Annotated in this window: 12 protein-coding genes; 11 read left to right on the top strand and 1 reads right to left on the bottom strand. The window is 59.1% G+C overall.

Going from position 1 to position 18,781, the window contains the following annotated elements:
* Positions 1 to 276: 276 nt before the first annotated feature.
* The gene (locus tag BW686_RS19155; RefSeq protein ID WP_084919087.1) at positions 277 to 2,442 is read right to left on the bottom strand and encodes a M48 family metallopeptidase; all 2,166 of its coding nucleotides are present in this window, start codon (positions 2,440 to 2,442) and stop codon (positions 277 to 279) included.
* Between the two features lie 691 nt (positions 2,443 to 3,133).
* Between BW686_RS19155 and BW686_RS19150 the strand changes: the two genes are divergently transcribed.
* The 11 genes from BW686_RS19150 to BW686_RS19100 all read left to right on the top strand — a co-directional run bounded on the left by BW686_RS19150 (position 3,134) and on the right by BW686_RS19100 (position 18,758).
* The gene (locus BW686_RS19150) at positions 3,134 to 3,883 is read left to right on the top strand and encodes a hypothetical protein (RefSeq protein ID WP_002551426.1); all 750 of its coding nucleotides are present in this window, start codon (positions 3,134 to 3,136) and stop codon (positions 3,881 to 3,883) included.
* A gap of 69 nt (positions 3,884 to 3,952) precedes the next feature.
* Positions 3,953 to 4,486: a type VI secretion system contractile sheath small subunit gene (gene tssB / locus BW686_RS19145; RefSeq protein ID WP_002551425.1), complete on the top strand. Its 534-nt coding sequence runs from the start codon at positions 3,953 to 3,955 to the stop codon at positions 4,484 to 4,486.
* Between the two features lie 14 nt (positions 4,487 to 4,500).
* Complete coding sequence (gene tssC / locus BW686_RS19140; protein WP_084919086.1) at positions 4,501 to 6,003, top strand: type VI secretion system contractile sheath large subunit; 1,503 nt, start codon at positions 4,501 to 4,503, stop codon at positions 6,001 to 6,003.
* Between the two features lie 27 nt (positions 6,004 to 6,030).
* Positions 6,031 to 6,513 (top strand): type VI secretion system baseplate subunit TssE, encoded by a 483-nt coding sequence (gene tssE, locus BW686_RS19135; protein WP_084919085.1) that lies wholly within the window; start codon positions 6,031 to 6,033, stop codon positions 6,511 to 6,513.
* Positions 6,513 to 8,345, top strand: a complete 1,833-nt coding sequence (gene tssF, locus BW686_RS19130) for a type VI secretion system baseplate subunit TssF (protein WP_084919084.1) — start codon at positions 6,513 to 6,515, stop codon at positions 8,343 to 8,345. Before tssE ends, tssF begins: the two co-directional genes overlap by 1 nt.
* On the top strand, positions 8,309 to 9,379 hold the full coding sequence (gene tssG / locus BW686_RS19125) for a type VI secretion system baseplate subunit TssG (RefSeq protein ID WP_084919083.1): 1,071 nt from the start codon (positions 8,309 to 8,311) through the stop codon (positions 9,377 to 9,379). The genes tssF and tssG overlap by 37 nt, the downstream gene beginning before the upstream one ends.
* Positions 9,376 to 11,979, top strand: coding sequence for a type VI secretion system ATPase TssH (gene tssH / locus BW686_RS19120; RefSeq protein ID WP_084919082.1), 2,604 nt, complete (start codon positions 9,376 to 9,378; stop codon positions 11,977 to 11,979). The genes tssG and tssH overlap by 4 nt, the downstream gene beginning before the upstream one ends.
* Positions 11,980 to 12,004: 25 nt before the next feature.
* Positions 12,005 to 12,760, top strand: a complete 756-nt coding sequence (gene tssJ, locus BW686_RS19115) for a type VI secretion system lipoprotein TssJ (RefSeq protein ID WP_084919081.1) — start codon at positions 12,005 to 12,007, stop codon at positions 12,758 to 12,760.
* Positions 12,757 to 14,100, top strand: a complete 1,344-nt coding sequence (gene tssK, locus BW686_RS19110) for a type VI secretion system baseplate subunit TssK (protein ID WP_084919080.1) — start codon at positions 12,757 to 12,759, stop codon at positions 14,098 to 14,100. Before tssJ ends, tssK begins: the two co-directional genes overlap by 4 nt.
* Positions 14,097 to 14,810, top strand: a complete 714-nt coding sequence (gene icmH, locus BW686_RS19105; RefSeq protein ID WP_084919079.1) for a type IVB secretion system protein IcmH/DotU — start codon at positions 14,097 to 14,099, stop codon at positions 14,808 to 14,810. The genes tssK and icmH overlap by 4 nt, the downstream gene beginning before the upstream one ends.
* A 30-nt stretch (positions 14,811 to 14,840) precedes the next feature.
* Positions 14,841 to 18,758 carry a type VI secretion protein IcmF/TssM N-terminal domain-containing protein gene (locus BW686_RS19100; RefSeq protein ID WP_084919078.1) on the top strand — a complete coding sequence of 1,306 codons (3,918 nt, stop codon included), beginning with the start codon at positions 14,841 to 14,843 and terminating at the stop codon, positions 18,756 to 18,758.
* Positions 18,759 to 18,781: the final 23 nt, after the last annotated feature.

Genomic DNA, 18,781 nt, shown 5'->3' with positions numbered 1-18,781 from the left:
GCCAGGATACCCGGCTGCCCGACCCGCTCTCCGAGGCGACTCGATGAGCTATAGCGAAAGGCTTACACGCGCTGGAGGAAGTTGGCTATTTCCGACCCGGGGCAAGCCTCGTAAGATTGGATCCATCAAGTGGTGAACAGGAGTTCACCACGATCAAGGATGATCGACCATTGCCTTGGAGGCAGCCGACAGGGAGTCGGGATGGTCTTGGAAAAACCCGCCTCGGCGGGTTTTTTGTTGCCCGCAGAAAAGTCGAGCGGTACACCGCCCCCCCTTCTAAACCTTCGTGAAACGCTGCTCCAGCAGGCGCCGTGCAACGCCAGCGTTCACGTAGTCCGCGATCAGTTGGCCCAGCTCGTCGGGCTTCAGCTTTTTCCCATCCCGGCAGAATTGCGCCAGCATCAGAACAACGCGGCGCTTCTTCTTGAAGACTTTCGCGTTCGGTGAAGAGAATGAACGTGACGCTCGTTCGGGCAAGGGCGCCTCGTCGTCCAGGTGCAAGGTTAAAAATGCCCCATAAGCGACATGCAGATCGAAATCAGCGATGTGCTGAACAGGAATGGGGGACTTCAGGTTGGCGAACACAAAGTGATCCGGAGTCAGCACCAAGGCGGTCTTGTTGGCACGCAAGCATAAACGCAGGGCGAAGGGCAGCAGAAGGGCCGCGAACAACATCAGGATCCCCGCTGCAATCAACAAGTCATTTCGCTTCTCTGTAAGCCCTTGGTGGGAGGACAGCCCTTTGACCATCATGACGATGCCCAGTATCAGCAAAGGGGTCAGTATGATCAGGAACAGTATCCCCCGCAGACGAGCGCCTTCATGCAAGGCGACGTCACCGCTGACGCTGTTGGCACGTGTGCGTAGTTCGGTCACCAGCTCCGCGTCATGGGCGACCTGATGACACATGAAGTCCTCGGTGAGGCGGACGCGCAGCGCCTGGGGGTCGATGAAATAGTGATCCATAGCAGCGCAGGCCTGGGCTGCAATCACCGGTCGGGTGCCTGCGCGGATCGCTTCATCGGCAGCGACGTGCAGGGCCGCCACGCGCTCGCCATTGGAGGGATGCGTGTCTGACGGGTGCGGTAACTGAATGGCCATTTCTTCTTCAGGCAGCGCCAGCGTCTGATCGGCCAGTTCATGCAGCACGCTGGTCGGCAGGTCCTTGGTCAGCACCTGCCCGGGCTCTGGGTTGGTGGCATGAGCAATGTGCAGGTAAACACGTTCTTGCAGCAGCGGGTCAATCGCCGAGATACGCACCAGCGCCGAGGCGGCAGCCGCATTGCCCGCCAGTGTCGCACCGGCCGCATCAGCAGCCAGTTCCCGCACACGGCTCCAGTGGTTGACGGTGTGATCGAAGCTCTCCAGGAAGTAAATGCCCAGCATGAAGGCCGGACGCAAGATCGTGCGCTGAAGTACATCGCTGAACAACATGGTTTCAGCGATCACGCCCAGGCTGCGACCGATGCCATCGTAAATGGGTAGAAAGCGCAGGCTGTATTCAGTGTCCTCACCGGCAAAATGCGCCAGCTCGTGACCGATCACCGCACGGGTTTCGGCAGCATCGATCAGCCCCAGGTACATGATGGGCACATGCAGGGTACGGCCCTTGAGGGTGACTTCGGATGGCTGAAGAGAGACGTCGCTCGACGTGACGTAAAAGCCCTCGGTCATGCCCAGCACGATGTGATCCGGTGACAGCGCACCGAGCCGCCCGGCCAGGTCGCGGACATCAGCCCATAGCACCGGTGCCTCGTCAGGCGTGACTTCCCGTCCCAGAACCTGCATCGCGGTGGGTTCGAACATGCGCAGCATGACGCGCAATTGTTTGCCCATCTGCCAGATCGAATACAGGCACGCGGCGACCACCATCAACACGACGATGATCAATTTGAGCTCGCCCGCAGCCATGCGGCCCGCATGCCACAGGCCCAAGGCTTCAAAACTGAGGATGGCAGACACTGCTGCGCCCATCGCAACGATGTGCCCCACCAACACAAAGGGCAGAATGCGACTGACCCGGCTGAACGTGTGCAGCAATCGCTCGCGCGAATGAAGCGCGCGCGAGCCGGCCCACTTGAGCCCTGCCAGCCCGACACCTCCGACCAGCGCAGCCAGCAGGCCCAGCGCGATGACAGCCCTGGCCAGCCAGGTGGTGACGTGACCCAGCACCACCACCGTGTCGAGGCCCTTTTCTGCCTCTTCGAGACGAGCCAGTGCCATCGAGATACTGATGTTTTCTCCGTCTATCTCGATTGTTCGCGTCAGGGCGCTGGGCGATCTGGCCAGTTTTTCGAAATAGGGACGGGCATGCAGGAGTTCGGCTTGAATCTCGGTCAGGCGCTGAGTGTTGTCGACACTGCGCTGCAATTGCCAGACACCGACAAGATTCAGGCCCAGGGGCAACAAAATGAGTACAGCAATGAGCTTGTAGATTTTCATGAGGCTGGCTCAAGAGGTGCGTGCCGCTGGCCGTCCTTAGCGCGCACAAGGTCCATGAGACAAAACGCCGTAGGCGATTGCGTGGTTGTAGAGCGGTGGTGCGCTGGCGGCGTTATACCGCGATCCGGCCGAAGATGTAACAAGGTCGTCCGTCCGGGCAAGTCACAACACAGTGCGCTGCCCCACCTTCCAGCAGCGGTAAAGGGCGCCCGGCGATGCCATCATCTTTTTCAAGGGAAATCCACTGCGCTTTTTAGCGTGTCCGCGTTAGAGGCTCAGAAATAATTGTCAGCAGATGAATCGCTTCATCTTTCTGCGCTTAATTTAGCGCTGGAAATGGATCGGGATAAGTCCGCTAAACCCTTTGAAATCAGTACCTACGGTTATATTCAAGATGTAATGCGATAACGTGATAGCATATGGGCATCATTGCTTACTGTAACAAATCCGAGAAAATATCTACCGTCTGTAGGAACTTTCCTACCAAAAGTACTGCCATAGACCACATTGCTGGCTATACGATACCTATATGCCAGTACACAACCCTCCCTCATTATGTCAGTGCGTTTTGCAGTGATTCACACGTCAAAACCACTTTGTGAGCAGGTGTGCAGTCGAGAAACTCGCAACCCTTTCCCGTCCCCGGTCTGATCCGGGAAGCGGTCGTGAAGGGTTCAAGGACGATGTACCGATGACTCAGACGTTCGATATAGAAGCATTGATCAAGCTGCGCAAACAGACGCGCGCTATTTCCGACGCACTCAAGGTGCAGGCGTCCGACTATCTGTCGACCCTTGCGCTGCTGATACGCCCGCAGACGTTCTTCGGTGAATACCTGCAGGGCGCGCAACGCAGCAGCGGTCGCGAGACCCAGCACCACTTCAAGGAGCTCAAAGAGCTCTATGACCGCATTGCCTCGGCTGAGCCGTTCAAGCTGGTCAATGAACTGGAAGTGCCACTGAACCTGATCAGCACGACGCCTGAGCTGTTTCCACTCGAATACGACATGGTCTTGTCACAAAGCGGGCAGACCATTCGCATCACCAGCCCGGTTCGCTGGGTGGTGGGCTTCAATTCGTTCGATCTGGCGCAGTTTCGCAAAGTGATCAAGGACCCTAATCGCAGCAGCGCAGAGCTGTATCGCTACGTTGTGCATTATCTGGTGCTGTTCTATTGCCTCAGCAAGTCGCCGGGCATGAGCCGCCTGTTTGAAGGGCTGCGCTTTCCGGTCAGTTTCGAGCGTTTGAAAGACTTCGGCGATCTGCCGTTTTGCGTGATCAGTTCACCTGTGCGCTCCGAGCTGCCGGATGAATCGGTCATTCGCAACAGCACACAGATCGCAGGCAACACAAGCTTCGAAGAGTTGGTCGGACACGAAAACATTCTGGAAATGAACGATGAAATCCGTCAGCGCCTTTTGCTGACGATTGAAGGACTCTAATCGCGCCTGGCCTGCAGCAGGCCCGGTACGCAAACGACTTGCAGCGAGTTGCTCGCACAGGAGATGACGATGGCGAAGAAGGAAAGTACCCAGCACAAACTTGACCGCGTTCGCGCGCCTCGGGTCCATATCACCTACGACGTGGATATCGGTGATGCTCAGGAAAAGAAAGAGCTGCCGTTCGTTGTAGGCGTTTTGGGTGATTTTTCCGGCAATCCGCTGGAGCCGCTGCCCAAGCTCAAGGATCGCAAGTTCATCTTCATTGATCGCGACAACTTCAATGGCGTCCTGAAAGGCATCAAGCCGCGCCTGGCGTATCGCGTCGACAACACGCTGGCCAAGAACGGTACACAGCTGGGTGTCGAGCTGAACTTCAATGCCCTTGAGGACTTCGAGCCGCAAAACGTCGTCCGCCAGGTCGAGCCGCTGCGCAAGCTGCTGGAAGTGCGTAACAAGCTGGCTGACCTGCGCAACAAGATGGGTGGCAACGACAAGCTTGAAGAGCTGCTGATGGACGTGCTGCAGAACACTGAGAAGCTCAAAACCCTGGGCAAGGAATTCGGTCGCGAAGCCGCCGTTCCAGCCACCGATAGCAAAGAGTAAGGAGGAGCCTGACGATGACCGATAAGCAAACCGTGACTCAGCAGGACGCTGCTCTGGTTGAAGTTGAAAACTTCGCCCCGCAATCCTCCCTGCTCGACAGCATCATTTCCGAAAGCCGCGTTGCGCGCTCCGAAACCGAGCGCACCCGTACCCGCGACCTGATCGGCGAACTCGTGGCCCAGGTCCTGGAAGGCGAGATGACGCCGAGCAAGGACCTGATTGCCGTGCTCGACGCACGTATCGCTGAAATCGATGCGATGCTCTCCGAGCAGATGAACGAGATCATGCATGCCCGTGAGTTCCAGCAGCTGGAAGCCTCGTGGCGCGGCCTGAAATATCAGGTTGACCAGACCGAGACCAGCACCACGCTGAAGATCCATCTGCTCAATGCATCGAAGAAAGACCTGGTTCGCGACCTCAAGGCCTCGTCCGAATTCGATCAGAGCGCACTGTTCAAGAAGATCTACGAAGAAGAGTACGGCACCTTCGGTGGTGCGCCGTTCGGTATGTTGCTGGGTGACTACGAGTTCAACCGCAGCCCGGAAGACATGTACCTGCTGGAAGAGATCTCCCACGTCGCCGCCGCCGCCCATGCGCCGTTCATCTCGGCAGCCTCGGCTGAACTGTTCGGCTGGGACTCGTTCACTGACATGGCCGGCCCTCGCGATCTGGCGAAGATCTTCGACACCGTCGAATACGCCAAGTGGAAGTCCTTCCGCGCGTCCGAAGACTCCCGCTACGTCGGCCTGACCCTGCCGCACGTGCTGGGTCGCCTGCCTTACGGCCCGGATACCACGCCAGTCGAAGAATTCAACTTTGTCGAAAGCGTCGATGGCCGTGACCACAACAAATACCTGTGGATGAACGCTGCCTACGCACTGGGCACTCGCGTGACCGACGCATTCTCCCGCTACGGCTGGTGTGTGGCGATTCGCGGTGTTGAAGGCGGTGGTCTGGTCGAAGGCTTGCCGACTCACACGTTCAAGACCGATGACGGCGAAATCGCGCTCAAATGCCCGACTGAAATTGCCATCACCGACCGTCGCGAGAAAGAACTGTCGGACCTGGGCTTCATCCCGCTGGTGCATTGCAAAGGCACTGACTACGCCGCGTTCTTCGGCACTCAGTCGACCCAGAAGCAAAAGCAGTACAACACCGATATTGCCAACGCCAACGCCCGTCTTTCGGCGCAACTGCAATACATCTTCGCGACCTCGCGTATCGCTCACTACATGAAAGCGATCATGCGCGACAAGATCGGCAGTTTCGCGTCCCGCAAGGACGTCGAGCTGTTCCTCAACAAGTGGCTGTCCAGCTACGTGTTGCTGGATGACACCGCCAGCCAGGAGGCCAAGGCCAAGTTCCCGCTGCGCGAAGCGCGTGCCGAGGTCTTTGAAGTGCCAGGCAAACCGGGCGTTTACAAGGCTGTGACTTACCTGCGTCCGCACTACCAACTGGATGAACTGACCGCTTCGCTGCGTCTGGTCGCCGAATTGCCACAATCGACTCGCGGCTAATATCCGTCACTTAGCCAGGGAGGCAACATGAGTAGTCAACACAAGCTGTTGCCTTCATTGCTGGATCGATTGCTCGATGATCGTCCGCATCAGTCCATGGAAACGGCATCGCAACGCCTTTGCTCGCTGGCCGATTACAAGGCCAGCATCGTTCGTGACCTGGAGATTCTGGTGAACACTCGCCAGTCTCTGGTCGCTGGCGAGCTTGAAGGCTTTGCCAATCTGAGCGGCACCATTCTCGATTACGGTATGCCCGACTTCACCAGCAGGAGCGTACTCGACCCTCAGGACCGCTTGCTGATCCAGCGCCAGCTGGAGAAGGCGATCTCGGTGGGAGACCGACGCTTTCGCAGCGTGAAAGTCCAGTTGCTTGCACAACAGACCGGCCAACGCATGCTGACTTTTCGTGTGGACGCAGTACTGCGTCTTCAGGACATTTCGCGTCAGGTTTCTTTTGACGCCGTGCTGCAGGTCAACACTCAGGAATACAAAGTGCAGAACCTCAACTGATGCTCGACGATCTGCTGCCCTATTACGAGAAAGAACTCTCGCACCTGCGCTTTCTGGGCCAGGAGTTCGCTGCTCAATATCCGAAGATCGCGTCGCGACTTCTGATCGAGGGCGATAACTGTGAGGACCCGCATACCGAGCGCCTGATCGAGGCGTTCTCGTTCCTGTCTGCGCGCGTACACAAGAAACTCGATGATGAGTTTCCTGAAATCGTCGAGTCGTTCCTGGAGGTGCTGTACCCGCACTACCTGCGCCCTACCCCCTCGATGTCGATTGTCGAGTTCAACATGGGCAAGCAGGAAAAGGTCACCGAGTCCTATCGAGTGGCTCGACACACCGAGCTGCACGCCAATCCGGTGGACGGCATCGTGTGCAAGTTTCGTACGTGCTACCCGGTCGAAATGTGGCCGATTACCGTACAAAGCGCTTCGTTCATTGAAATGGAGCGCTCAGCGTTCAATGGCCACAGCGCGGACCTGATTGCGCGCCTTCGTGTCGGCCTGGCCGCCACCTCCGATGTTCTGTTTGGCAAGATGGAGCTGGACAGCCTGCGCTTTTTCCTTGATGGCGAAAGCACGCTCATGCATCAGTTGTACGAGCTGCTGTTCAACAACCTGGCCAAGGCCACGCTGTCATTCGAGGACGAAGGGCGACTTCGTGAAGTGGTACTTCCGGCCGGCGCGCTGAAGTCCGTGGGCTATGGCCTGGATGAAGGCCTTGTGGATTATTCGGAACGCTCGTTTCTAGGGTATCGCCTGCTGCACGAATACTTCACCTTCCCGGACAAGTTCATGTTCTTTGACCTGTCGGGCTTTGCGCGCATTCTGGCGGGCAAAGAGATCGCCAACGTCGAAATCAATTTCTACTTTTCCGACTATGACCTGACGGATCGCCTCGCGCGCCTGACCCAGAACATCGGTCGTAACAACTTCAAGCTCAACTGCACGCCGATCATCAACCTGTTCCGTCAGCAGGCCCAGCCGATCAAGCTGACCCACGTCCAGCACGAATACGCGGTCACGCCGGACGTGCGCCTGCAAAGCTCCGCCGAAGTGGTGTCGATTGATCGCGTACGCCGTGTGAAGAAAATCAACGGCAACGATCAGGTCGGCACGTGCCACCCGTTCTTCGAACCGCGCGGCGATCAAGGCCCGGGGCAGAGTTTCTGGATTGCGCGGCGGCGCCCGACGCAAAGCCGGCAAAGCGATGGCTCGAACATGTTCATCCGTGTCGTGGACCGCGACCTGGAGCTGATTGACTCCAATAACGACACGCTGAGTATTCGCCTGACGTGCAGCAACCGTGACCTGCCGCTGATGCTGCCGTTTGGCGGCGAGCGCGGGGATTTCAATATCCCGTCCAACTCGGTGATCAAAGACATCCGCTGCCTGCGCAAGCCCACTGCAACGGTGCGCGTACCGCTGGGCAACGGGGTGATCTGGCGCCTGATTTCGCACCTCTCGCTCAACCATATGTCGCTGGTTTCGAAGGGTCGCGAAGTACTGCTCGAACTGCTGTCGCTCTACAACTACCGCAACGTGTCGGCGATCCGCAAACAGATCAACGGGATTGTTTCGGTGACCAGTGAGCCGGTGGTGGCGCGTATCGGCCATCCCCGTCCGAACTTTGTCCGTGGCGTCGGCATCACGCTGAAATTCGATGAAAGCCAGTACACCGGCAGCGGCGTTTTCCTGTTCGGCATGGTGCTTGACCACTTCTTCGGTCAGTACTGCTCGATGAACAGCTTTACCCAATTAACCCTTCGCACCTTGCAGCGCGAAAAGAGAGTGGTCCAATGGCCCCCGCGAACAGGCGATCAACCCCTGGTCTGATCGACCAGGCAAGGGCTGAGCCGCACCGATTCGAATTTTTCCAGTTGGTGCGTTTGCTTCGCCTGCATTACAGCAGGAACGGTCGCATGGACCTGGAAACCAGGCCGCATGAGGACCCTTTGCGCTTTCGTTCGCAGTTGTCGCTCAACTTCCCGGCCAGTGAAGTCAGTGACCTGCAATTCGAACGCGAAGGCAAAGTCTCAGCGGCAGGTTTGCCGTTGTCCGAGGTGCAAGTCACGTTTATGGGGCTGGTCGGGCCGTCTGGCGTGTTGCCGCGCCCGTACACCGAGCTGCTTATTGATCGGCACATCCAGTATCGGGATGACGCTGCCCATGCGTTTCTGGATATTTTTTCGCATCGCATGACCACGCTGTTTTACGAGGCCTGGCAAAAGTACAAGTTTTACATCGAGTACGAGCGCAGCGGCACCTCGAACTTTGATCGTTATTTGCTCAACCTGGTGGGCTTTGGCCCCGAGGCGCTGAAACGCAAGTTCGACAAGGGCGAGTCTCCATTGCGCCGTGAACTGTTCAGTTATTTCTCGGGAATGTTCGCCCAGAAGCCACGCAATGCGCTGAACCTGGAAGTCATGCTGAGTTTTTACTTCTCGCTGCCGTTCAAGATCCAGCAGTTCGCCGGGCGCTGGTTGAAGCTCGACAGCGGCCAATGCACGCAACTGGGCCGCAAGAACGCCGTGCTGGGGCAAAGCGCCGTGGCCGGCAATCGCGTCTGGGATTACCAGTCGTGCGTGCGTATTGAAATGGGTCCGCTGGAACTGACCGATTACCAGCGCTTTCAGCCGGGCACTGTGGATTACCAGAAGCTTGTTGAACTGGTGCGTTTTTATATCGGGGCCGAACTGGACTTCCAGATTGCGCCGAAGCTCAAACGCGAAGCTGTACCCGTGGCCCGTCTGGGCCGCCAAGGCAACGTATCTCTGGGCTGGCTTGGCTGGCTCAAACGCCCCGGTGTCGACGTGGAGCCTTCCCGTTGCGCCCTTTTTCACATTCCTTTTGATGGGGTCTCCCTGTGAACCTGAAGTCCCTGTTCGCCAAGTTGAACGAAACGAGCCGTACCGCCACTGAAAGCGCTGCGGCGCTGTGCCTGTCGGAGAACCATTACGACGTCGAGGTCGAGCATTTGCTGCTGCAATTGCTGGACAGCAACGAGAACGATCTGCCGGTGATCCTGCGTCATTACGACGTGGTGCCTGATCGCCTGCAAGCGCAGTTGGTCACGGCGCTGGGGACGTTCAAGAAAGGCAACTCGCGGACGCCTGCCCTCTCGCCGCACATCACCCGCATGATCGAACAAGCCTGGGTACTGGCGTCGATCGAGTTCGGCCAGTCGCAGATCCGCACCGGCCACTTGATTCAGGCTCTGCTGGACGACGATGCATTGCGCCGTGTGGTCATCGGTTCGGCCCCGGAACTGGAAAAAATCAACGCCGACGACCTGCGCCTCAACCTGAGCGCGCTGGTAGAGGGCAGCCCCGAGACGAAGCTGAGCAAGCCGCTGGCCAACGCTGACGCCAGCACGGGCGCGACCACCAAAGGCAACGGCAAGACGCCGGCTCTGGATCAATACACGGTCAACCTGACTCAAAGTGCCCGCGACGGCCGTATCGACCCGGTGTTGGGACGCGAATTCGAAGTGCGGCAGATGGTCGACATCCTGACCCGCCGCCGTCAGAACAACCCGATCCTGACCGGTGAAGCCGGCGTTGGTAAAACAGCGGTCGTGGAAGGTCTGGCGCTGCGTATCGTGCAGGGCGACGTGCCATCGGTGCTCAAGGGCGTCGCCATACACACGCTGGATCTGGGCCTGTTGCAGGCCGGTGCCGGGGTCAAAGGCGAGTTTGAAAACCGCCTCAAGTCGGTCATCGAAGAAACCAAGCGCAGCCTGCACCCGATCATTCTGTTCATCGATGAAGCTCACACGTTGATCGGCTCGGGCGGACAGGCCGGGCAGAACGATGCCGCCAACCTGCTCAAGCCTGCCTTGGCTCGTGGCGAACTGCGCACCATCGCCGCCACCACGTGGGCGGAGTACAAAAAGTACTTCGAGAAGGACGCAGCCCTGGCGCGTCGCTTTCAGGTCGTGAAAGTCGAAGAGCCTGATGAAGACAAGGCCATCCACATGCTTCGCGGGCTGCTGGCGAAGATGCAGGAACACCACAAGGTCACGGTGATGGATGAGGCACTGGTTCAGGCTGTACGCCTGTCAAACCGCTACATCACTGGCCGTCAGTTGCCGGACAAGGCCGTCAGCGTGCTCGACACCGCTTGCGCCCGCGTGGCCCTGGGCCAATCGGCGCAGCCCGGCGCGTTGGAAGACTGCAAGCGTCACATCGATAACCTGAACGCAGAAATCGCTGTACTGGAGCAGGAGACCGCCAAAGGCAGCGATCACGCCCGTCGTCTGACCGCCCTGCACGAAGAGTTGAAAGCCGAACAGGAAACTCGCGAGGCACTGGAGCAACAGTGGAAGCGTGAGCTGGAACTGGTCGAGAAGCTGGGCGCGCTCAGCGTTCCGGAAAGCGGCGAGCCTGATGCCGAGCAGATCGCCGCAGTGCGTGCCGAACTGGCGAGCGTTCAGGGCGAGCAGCCGCTGGTCCATGCGTTGGTGGACGGCGGCACGATTGGCGAAGTGATTTCCGGCTGGACCGGTATTCCGCTGGGCAAGATGCTGCGCGACGAGATCGACACCGTGCAAAGCCTGCCTGCGCTGCTGGGTGAACGCGTGCTGGGGCAGGATCACGCGCTCGAAGAGATCGGCAAGCGCATCAAGATTTCCCGTGCGCGCATGGAAGACCCGAACAAGCCGATTGGCGTGTTCCTGCTGCTCGGCCCAAGCGGTGTCGGCAAGACCGAAACTGCGCTGGCGCTAGCCGACACCTTGTATGGCGGCGAACGTAACGTCATCACCATCAACATGTCCGAATACCAGGAGGCCCACACCGTATCCAGCCTCAAGGGCTCTCCGCCGGGTTACGTCGGTTATGGCGAAGGCGGCGTGCTGACCGAGGCCGTGCGACGCAAGCCGTACAGCGTGGTATTGCTCGACGAGGTGGAGAAAGCCCACCCGGACGTACTTGAGCTGTTTTTCCAGGTCTTCGACAAGGGCGTGCTGGACGACGGCGAAGGTCGCGAGATCAACTTCCGCAATACCGTGATCATCCTCACGTCCAACACCGGCACTGATCGCATCATGCAGTGGTGCCTGAACACCGAGCAGAAGCCGACCCCCGACGACATCGTGGAAGGTCTGCGCGACGAGCTGAATCAGGTGTTCAAGCCTGCGTTCCTCGGCCGTCTGACCATCGTGCCGTACTACCCGGTTCAGGACGCCATTCTGGAACGCATCGTCGGTCTGAAGCTGGAGCGCATTCGTAAGCGTTTCGAGCGCAATCATCAGGCCGTGCTGAGTTACGACCAGGCGCTGATCAAAGCCATTGCTTCGCGTTGCACCGAGGTGGACAGCGGCGCGCGCAACATCGACAACATCCTGTCCAAGACCCTTATGCCGGAACTCGCTCAGCGGGTGCTTGAGCGGATGGCGCAGGACAAACCGATTCAGAGCCTGACCATCGGCCTGGGCAGCGACGGCGACTTCGCCTACTCCCTGACCTGATCGATCACCCCATAGGTAGCACGTGATGAATAAAAGACTTCAAGGCAAGTGTTCCTCGAAGCCAGCCTTGGCAAGGTGCCTGGCTGTTCTGGCAGTGATGATGGCGCTGTCCGCCTGTGGCGTGACAGACCGTGTCGCCAAGCGCATGGATGACACCTGGGCTGGCGACATGATGTTCGGCGACAACGAAAAGGTCATCCTGACGACCGACGGCGGTAACCAGCTCAACCCCGATGAGTACGGCAAGCCGCTTTCTGTGGTGGTGCGCGTGTATCAACTGGCGTCGCTGGAGCGCTTCGAGTCCATCGACGCCGACAGTCTGTGGGACAACCCGCAAAAAGCCCTGGGCAATACGCTGGTCGAAAGCAAGGAGCTGATTCTGCTGCCGGGCATGGGTCAGACCGATCAATGGCCACTGAACCCGAGCGCCTCCTACGTGGGCATCGCGGCGTTTTTCCGGACGGATGAGAACAGCCGCTGGAAGGTGGCGTTCGACGCCAACACGTTGCGCAAGGACGGTATCTGGTTCTCGTCCGACGGCGTTCGCGTGCTGGTGGACAACAACTACATCCTCGCCGTCCGCGGTGTGGATGTATTGAACCGGCTCAAGACCGAAGAGCAGTTCACCCGGTCCAATTCCTTGCCGGAAAAACCTGCAGAAAAAACCCTGACCGATCGTGCGCAGGATGCAGCGATACAGCAAGTTCAGGACTCTGCCAGCAGCTCCGCGAAAAAAGCGGCGGACTCACAATTCAATTCTCTGTTGGAAGGCGCCAAATGAGTAAACAAAGCCGCGTGATGTGGTCGGAAGGCATGTTCCTTTTGCCACAACATTTCCAATATCAGGATGAGTTTCATCAGCATCAGCTCGCTGAAGCGACCCTGCGCAGCACGCCTTTCCACTGGGGCGTGCAGACGCTGGAGGTTGACGTCGAGGCGCTGGCCGCCGGCTCTCTGCAACTGAAGCGCCTGAAGCTGGTGTTCCCGGACGGCAGCCTTTACGACGCCCCGCAGCACGATCCGCTGCCAGCCGCTCGCGACCTGAAAAACCTCATCAAAGGCGGGGAAATCAAGGTTTACGCCGCGCTGAAACTGCCCGAGCCGTTTGGCCTGAACTACGTTGAAGACGGCCAGGAACAGAAGAGTGCCCGCCGCTTCCGTAAACAGTTCGACACGCTGCCAGACCTCAACGAAGGCGATCTGGAAAACGAGATCACCAGCCTGCGCCTGAACGTAGTGATGCTGGTCGATGGCGACAGTCTGGACGGTTACAGCTACTGCCCGATTGCGCGGCTGGCGCGCAACAATATCGGCGGTTTCAACCTGGACGCGCACTTTGTGCATCCCACCCTGCATGTGGGCACTCACGAGACGCTGGTCGGCCTCGGCAGACGTTTGATCAGTGTGCTGCAAGCCAAGAGCAAGGCACTTTCAGGCCGCCGCCGCGAGCGCGCGGATCAGATTGCCGAGTTCGGTTCCAGCGACGTGACGCTGTTCTGGTTGCTGAACACAGTCAACCGCGCCTACCCGCAATTGGCACACCTGCTCGCGCATCCACGTCTGCACCCGGAGCGTCTGTATCTGTTTCTTGCCGACCTGGCAGGCGGCTTGCTGACGTTCTCGCTGGACACGCAACTCACCGACATCCCGGATTACGACCATCAGGACCCGGCGGCCTCGCTGGTAAAACTCGACGAGCTGGTACGTCTGCTGCTCGAAAACGTGATCCCGAACCAGTGCATCGTCATCAACCTGAGTCAGGTCAGACCTTCGTACTGGCAAGGCCAATTGCTGGACCCACGCCTCACCGAGGCCGACTTCTATATCTCGGTGCATGCAGACATGCCCGGCTCCAGCCTGCTGGAACTGGTGCCGCGTGCGTTCAAGGTGGGTTCACCGGAAGACATCGAAGTGGTCGTCAACAGCGCCATGCCTGGCGTCACGCTGAACCACTCGACACGTCTGCCCAACGCGATTCCGGTGCGTCTGGACAACCATTATTTCTCCATCGAGCCGCATGGCCGGGTGTACGAGCGAATGATGGAAGCCCAGGCCATTTCCTTCTACGCGCCCAGCGCGTTTACCAATCTCAAGCTTGAACTGTTGGCGGTGCTTAAATGACTGAAGCCGTGATGCAAGGTGCCGCTACGGCCGCAACCGAAAAACCTACGCTCAAAGACCTGGTGCGGGACTTCATCACCATGGCGCTGATTGTGCGTCGCGGTCGCCAGGCGACCTCGGTCACGGCGTTCGAGGCGAGTGTCGATACCTTTTTCGCCAATCTGGAGCGTCAGGCGCGCAGCGCCAACTACAGCGTCGAGCAGGTCAAGGACGCCCAATACGCACTGTGCGCGTTTCTTGATGAAAGCGTGCTGCGCTCGGGCGATAACGACATGCGTCGCCACTTCGAAATGGAGCCGTTGCAGTTCCGTTATTTCGGGGTTCACCTCGCGGGTGAGGGCTTTTTCGAGAAGATCGAACTGCTGCGCGCCGACGTGAAGAAAAACCTGGATGTGCTTGAGGTGTATCACCTGTGCCTGGCACTGGGCTTCGAAGGCAAGTTCGGTCTGGGCCAGAAAGACCAGCTGCGCTATCTGGCCAACACCCTGGGCCAGGACATCGCACGGCATCGCAAGACGCCCAAGGCTTTGTCGCCTGACTGGGCCTTGCCTGACCAGGTGTCACAGATGCTTCGCCATGAAGTTCCGGTCTGGCTCTATCTAGTGCTCATTGCACTCGTGTGCCTGGCTGTCTATCTGACACTGGACTGGTTGCTGGGCAAAGACGTGGCCGCGTTGGCCGAACAAATCAGCCAACTGTTCAATGCGTGAGCCCCGATCAGGTAACCGAGTCAGGAAGACATGAAGACATTATTGCGTCTGTTAAAAAGTTTCTGGTTTCTGGTCCCGGTACTGTGGCTGGCGAGCCTGGCTGTCTGCTGGTTTTTCGCCCCCAGGATCAGCTGGCTGCAAGGCTATACGCTCGAAGCGATGGCGATCATCAGCGCCTTCTATCTGCTGCTGATCGTGCTGCGCCAGTACCGGCGGATCCGTACCGAACACAACCTCGAAAATCTGGTTCAGATCGAAGTTGACCGCTCGCTGAAATCGACGGGCGAGTTCCGTGATCAGCAAGTGCTTCGCGACCGTCTCAAGCACGCCATTGCCATGCTGCGTACCGATCGTTCGGCGGGCGGTGGCGGCTCATCGGCCCTTTACGACCTGCCGTGGTATCTGGTCATCGGCATGTCGGCGGCGGGCAAAACCTCGTTGCTGACGCGCTCGGGCCTGTCGGCCAGCATCGCCAGCAGCGCCAACGACACGGAAAGCGGCACTCAGCACTGCGATTGGTACTTCAGCCCTGAAGCCGTGATGATCGATACCGCTGGCCGTTACCTTCGTGACGACCAGTCGGCCAGCGAGTTCGCTGCGTTCCTGCGCATGCTCAAGAAGCAGCGCAGCAAAGCCGCCGTCAACGGCCTGGTGCTGGTGGTCAGCCTGCCGGAGCTGTTGGCCGCCTCTGCCGCCGAGCGTAACGAGATGGGCGCGCGCCTGGTCTCGCGCATCGAGGAATACACCGATTGCCTGGATGCCAACCCGCCGATTTACCTGATGTTGACCAAGACCGACCAGTTGCCGGGCTTCAACCAGGCATTCGACGGAATGGACCTGCACGAGCGTCAGCAGCCGCTGGGCATGACCTTCGGCCTGACCGAGGTCACCGCCGAAAGCCTGCGCTCGGTACTCAAAACCAAACTGGCAAACCTGCAGGCGCATGTCAGCCGTCACGTCGATTCGCAAATGATCGCACTGGGCGCTCATGCCAACAGCGCGCTGCTGAACTTCCCCAGCTATTTTGCTGAGCTGTCGACCATTCTCGAAGAGTTCCTGCAGCACTTCGCACGCAGCAACGTCAACGGTAATCCGTTGTTGTTACGCGGCCTGTACTTCACCAGTGCCCTGCAGACCGACAAGCAACTGACGCCGGTCTACGAAGACGATCTTGCCGAATCGTTCGCCTTGCTGCCGGCCTCCGAAGCCGCCGCACTGGAACACGAGGAAAATCGCAAAATCGGTGATCGCAGCTATTTCATCACTGATACCTTCCGCCGCGTCATCTTCCCTGACCGGGACCTGACGCTGTACCAGTCGCGCAATGGCCGCGACAGATCGATTGGCCCGATTGCCATCGCTGTCGCGCTGCTCGCCGGGCTGGCCTTCGTCGGCTGGCAGACCCTGTCGTTCCAGAACAACCGGCAGTGGCTGGCGTCGATCAGCCAACAGCTGACCGAACTGGAGCAGTCTCCAGACCGGGCGCAACGTCTCGCTTCCGGCCAAGGGCTGGAACTGCTGCGCAATCAGTTGGCGGTCATCGAGAAATACCGCACCAAGGGCGTCCCGCTGCAACTCAGTGGCGGCTTGTATCGCGGTGACGATATCTACCTCGCCACCCAGACCGCCTACTTGCAACAGTTGCGTACCCAGGCGCTGGAACCGATCACCCTGAAACTGCAATTGCAGATGCGCGAATTCAACGAGTTCGCCAAAACCATGGACCCGCAGTATGGCTTCGGCGCTGCACCGGCCGGTTCGGACACCAAAACAGGCAAGGCACGCGCTCAAGGTCAGAAACTGCTGGACCGCGGCGCTCGCAACCTGGCAGCAGGCCGTCCGACCAGCCTGAGCGGCATTCCGCGCAGCACCGGCGATGTGACCAATCGCCTGACCGGCGCCGCCAGAGGCACGGCCAGCCAGACACGCAGCGAGGCCATTGCCGCACTGCGCAACCCGGCTACCGCCAACGATGCAGCCGAGCTGTCGGCCACAACCGGTGGTTTGTCGCTGTCAGAAGAAATGCTCGGACGGCTCGATGAACGGCAAGTAGCGTCCATCATCGAGTCATACAACGCGCTCAAGCTCTACCTGATACTGACGCAGCCCACCACGCATCCGGAAACCGAGTTCGTCGGCGTCGCGCTGCCGGTGGCCTGGGCGGGTATTTCCAGCGAGGCCAACCCGATCAGCGACGACGTGATCGAGGACAACTCGCCGGTCTACGTGCAATTGCTCAAGAATGGCGATGCCCCTGCCATGCCACGCAATGAACAGCTGATCAGTGAAACCCGCAAGAGCCTGAAGTTTTTCATGATTTCCAGCTCGCTGGTGGACCGTGAATACCTGCGCCTGCAGCTGGAATCGAGCCGTCAGTTCCCGGCCATCGGCCTGAATGATCTGGTGCCGATGCCGGGCCGCCAGTTGTTGTATGGCTCGGAAGCCGTGCCTGCAATTTTCACCCGTCAGGGCTGGGAAGAGTTCGTCAAACCCGAGTTGATCAAGCTGGTGTCGGGCAACCTGCGTAACGAGTCGGACTGGGTACTCGATGGCGAAGGCGGTGACAGCGTCGTCCAGAAAGCCAACTTCGTCCGTGAGTTCATGACCCGTTACAAGCGTGACTACACACAGGTCTGGTACACCATGATCGACAGCATCGGTGTGCGTCGCTTCAGCGACATGGCCAATGCCACGCAACAGCTGTCGTTGCTCAGCGACGTGCGTAATTCGCCAGTGAAACTCCTGCTGTCGGCCGTCAACGACAACACCCAGTGGGACGTGCCTGCACCGCGTGAAGCGCAACAGACCGGGGTCAAGCGTGACGACGGTTTCTGGGGCAAGGTCGGCGGTATTTTCGACAACAAGGAAGCGGCGGCCAGCGTGCTGACCTCGCCCCTGCCTGCGGTCGACGACGGCAGCCTCGCCAAGCGTTTCGAACCTGTGTCGCGGGTGTTCGCAGCGCAGAATGCCGAAGGCGCCGACAGCACGATCATGGACCGCTACCTGGCCGCGTTGCGCAAGCTCAAGGTCAGGATGAGCAATATCCAGCGTTCGCAGGATGTCGGTAAAAGCAGCAAGCAGTTGATCAGCGAAACCCTGGAAGGACAGCCGAGCGAAGTCACCAACGTGCGCAACTACGTTGAAACCACGGTCGATACCAGCCAGGGCGGGCTATCCACCTCGCTGCAAAGCCTGTTCAGCCTGCCGATCCAGTTCGCCTGGGAAACCCTGCGTGACCCGGCTGGCGAACAGATCGCCAAAGCCTGGGCCAAACAGGTTGCCAAACCGTGGGAACAGGTCATGGCGCATCGTTACCCGATCGCTCCCGACAGCCGCAACGAGGCATCGGTGAAGGACCTGCAACGCTTCGTCGACCCGGAGTCGGGCCTGCTGCCTAACTTCAAACGCAACGAAATCGGCAATCTGTCCGATGGCGAAGGCCTGGGCATGAGCAGCGGCAGCAAAGCACCGCTGGTCAACCCGAAGCTGGTCAGCAACATCGACAAGGCCAGTTCGCTGGGTGAAGTCATCGCCAGCCTGTCGGATCGCGACAATGGCTTCGAGATCATGCTGGAGCCGTCGGCCTACTTCACCGACATCATCTTCACGCTGGATGGCCAGGAGCAGCATTACCGCAACGGCAAGACCAGCTGGAGTCGCTTCTCGTGGCCGGGCACCACGACGGCACCGGGCGCACGTCTGGATGTAGTGACGCTGACGGGCGAACGCATCACCGTCTTCGACTACACCGGGCGTTGGGGCCTGCTGCGCATGAACGACAGCGCACGCGTGGCCGACCTGGATGGCATCCAGCAACGTTTCAGCTGGAACACCGCCAAAGGCCCGGTCAGCCTCGTGGTTCGTAACTATGGCGGCGTGAAGCTGACTGACCTGGCGAACGTGAAAGCATTGAGCGCTTTGAACGCAACTGACGGGCGGACCAAGTGAGGATGAGCATGCCGGACCTGGAG

The sequence above is a fragment of the Pseudomonas syringae genome (assembly GCF_002157375.1).
Lineage (GTDB): Bacteria > Pseudomonadota > Gammaproteobacteria > Pseudomonadales > Pseudomonadaceae > Aquipseudomonas > Aquipseudomonas syringae_T.
This window is presented reverse-complemented; position numbering and strand designations above follow the sequence as displayed.